Origin of the sequence: Lysobacter sp. TAF61 (assembly GCF_052113485.1) — a bacterium.
Taxonomy (GTDB): Bacteria; Pseudomonadota; Gammaproteobacteria; order Xanthomonadales; family Xanthomonadaceae; genus Lysobacter_J.
The window spans coordinates 1-2,372 of sequence record NZ_JBFRDH010000015.1 but is presented as its reverse complement, the minus strand read 5'-3'; the positions used below and the strand labels follow the sequence as shown (position 1 = coordinate 2,372).

General features: G+C 59.3%; 4 protein-coding genes. All 4 read left to right on the top strand.

The features are described from left to right. The first annotated feature begins 170 nt into the window (after nucleotides 1–170). The 4 genes from AB4Y64_RS17580 (at nucleotide 171) to AB4Y64_RS17565 (ending at nucleotide 2,342) form a co-directional block, all read left to right on the top strand. Nucleotides 171–563, top strand: a complete 393-nt coding sequence (locus AB4Y64_RS17580) for a hypothetical protein (protein WP_441817738.1) — start codon at nucleotides 171–173, stop codon at nucleotides 561–563. Nucleotides 564–619: 56 nt separating this feature from the next. Continuing rightward, nucleotides 620–931: a hypothetical protein gene (locus tag AB4Y64_RS17575; RefSeq protein WP_441817737.1), complete on the top strand. Its 312-nt coding sequence runs from the start codon at nucleotides 620–622 to the stop codon at nucleotides 929–931. 334 nt (nucleotides 932–1,265) lie between these two features. Beyond that, nucleotides 1,266–1,577, top strand: a complete 312-nt coding sequence (locus AB4Y64_RS17570) for a DUF5076 domain-containing protein (protein WP_441817736.1) — start codon at nucleotides 1,266–1,268, stop codon at nucleotides 1,575–1,577. A 459-nt stretch (nucleotides 1,578–2,036) separates the two neighbouring features. Next, nucleotides 2,037–2,342, top strand: coding sequence for an immunity 53 family protein (locus tag AB4Y64_RS17565; protein WP_441817735.1), 306 nt, complete (start codon nucleotides 2,037–2,039; stop codon nucleotides 2,340–2,342). Nucleotides 2,343–2,372: the final 30 nt, after the last annotated feature.

Here is a 2,372-nt window from a genome sequence, read left to right as displayed (position 1 = left end):
ATGCCACGCCTGCCGTAGGCCAATGCTGCGACGGGCTGGTGACATTGCTGTGGCCACAGGCACCTGCCCGCACTGCAAGAAGTCTGCATTTGAGCGGCAGGCCTAACAATTCATTCAAGCCGACACCGCTCCGCGGCGCGGCTTAACTCAGGCGTTAGGTGGCAGGAACAATGAATAGCGATGTGAAAGAAGAGGCTATCCAGTTCAGCCGCGAGGACGTGGCGACCCAGGTTGCCGCCCGCGCATCGCTTCGTCGCGGGCTCATCACAATCACGGCGATTCTCGTTGGCTGCTTGGCAATTGCATTCTTTGCATTCCCGCGGCTGGGGCTATCCAATAACCTTTTATCTCTCTCTGTTATTGCCGCTCCGGTTCTCGCTCTCCTCGCCATTCGCCAACTGCAATGGTCTGTGCTGGCATCGCATCAGCTCCGCTGCCCATCCTGCCGACATCTGCTGGTCACTGAGCGCCGCTGGTGGAACAGCCCCAATGCCTACTGCAGGTCGTGTGGCAAGCTTGCCCTTCTTCCGGTGGCGGCCCTCAAGCGTGCGGCTGCCACCTAACAATTCATTCAAGCCGAMRCCGCTYCGCGGYKCGGCTTAAYTCAGGCGTTAGCCCTATGACAGAGCAGTGGTTGCTAGTTGTCTTTGCCATCGCCTTTGCGGCGACGTTCTGGTATCTCGGCGAGTGCATGGTCTTCTTCCACAGACTAGAGACCAAGCATCGAACTCAATGGGAGGCCATGGGCCGTCCGAGCATTTGGGATGCGCGCTCCTTCGGTCCATATCTGAAGATCTTGMTGGGCCTTACCCCGCTTGGCCCGGACATGGCCGGCTGTACCCGTCAGTTGCACCGGATTCGGGTGCTCTTGGCGGTTGGCCTCAGCGCCTACCTGGTTGTCAGCCTGTATCAGGCTACCCACGCGGGCTAACAATTCATTCAAGCCGAAGCCGCTTCGCGGCTCGGCTTAAYTCAGGCGTTAGGCCTGTTGTCGCAGCGGTGCAGCCGTAAGGGTGTAGACCCGCATAGGTCACTGGCGCGTCGCGCGTGACTTTGGTAACCCCGGTCGCCCCCCTCAGGACTCCGGCTTCGGGCAGGGAGGGGGCGAGTTCACAGGCCGTCGCAAGCTGCTACATTTCGGGCCGGGGAAGGCTCAGGGCATGGTCGGCTGCAGTTCTCGGCTCCGGTCACGGCGCTAGGCCTAACAATTCATTCAAGCCGACGCCGCTCCGCGGCGCGGCTTAACTCTGGCGTTAGACCTACCTATGAAGCCTCTCGTAATCCCGCCCGCAGCACAGCGCGATGACAATGCCATCCAGATGCTTAGCGCTTGGATTGCCGAGCGCGGGCAACACTGCACGATCAAGATCGGCCTGTGGCAGGACAACGGCCGTGAGGAGGCTCCTGCATGGGGCGTCTTCCTCGCAGATACCATTCGCCACATCGCCAATGCACTCCAAGAGCAGTACGGTCAATCTGCACCCGATACGATTGCAGCCATCCTGGAGTCGCTCCACGACGAGTTGGGCGATCCCACGTCTGATGCCAAAGGCACCTTTAGTCATGGTCACGGGTAGCAGGTCTAACAATTCATTCAAGCCGAAGCCGCTTCGCGGCTCGGCTTAATTCAGGCGTTAGGTCTGCCATGGGAATTACAGCGGTCATTGCAGTAGCTACGTGCGGGGCTGTCATTGGGAGTGTGGCTGGCACCAGGGCAATCCGCCGCGGAGATGCCAGCGTTGGGGCCGTAGCTTTTTGCGGCGCTGGACTTATTGCTGTGGGGTTGCTGTTGGTGCTGCATTGGCTGTTCTGGTCAGAGTTGAACGCGGCGGACCTCCGTCAAACGCTCATGCCGGATTTCTTCGCACCTGGCCGCAAAGAGCGGATTCTGTGGTGGTATGGGGTAATTGCCGCGGGCTGCGCAGCTATCTTGGCAGCGGTGTGGGGCCGGCTCCGTAGTCACCGACGGCGGCCCTAACAATTCATTCAAGCCGACACCGCTCCGCGGYGCGGCTTAAYTCAGGCGTTAGGCCGCTATGGATGCTCTGACAAGACTTCAACAGTGGTACCTCGACCAATGTGATGAGGATTGGGAGCACTCTTGCGGGGTGACGATAACCACTCTCGACAACCCGGGGTGGAATATCGAGATTGATCTTGCAGGCACAAAACTAGAAGGAAAGGCCCTCGAGCCAATCCACTACGGAATGTTTGAGGATGCCGAAACCAGTGGTAGCGAGTGGATCTTCTGTAAGGTTGCGGACAACAAGTTCAGTGCGGCCGGCGGCCCTCAGAAGCTCGAGGAGATCATCAATGAGTTCCTCAAGTGGGCAGCGGCCTAACAATTCATTCAAGCCGACACCGCTCCGCGG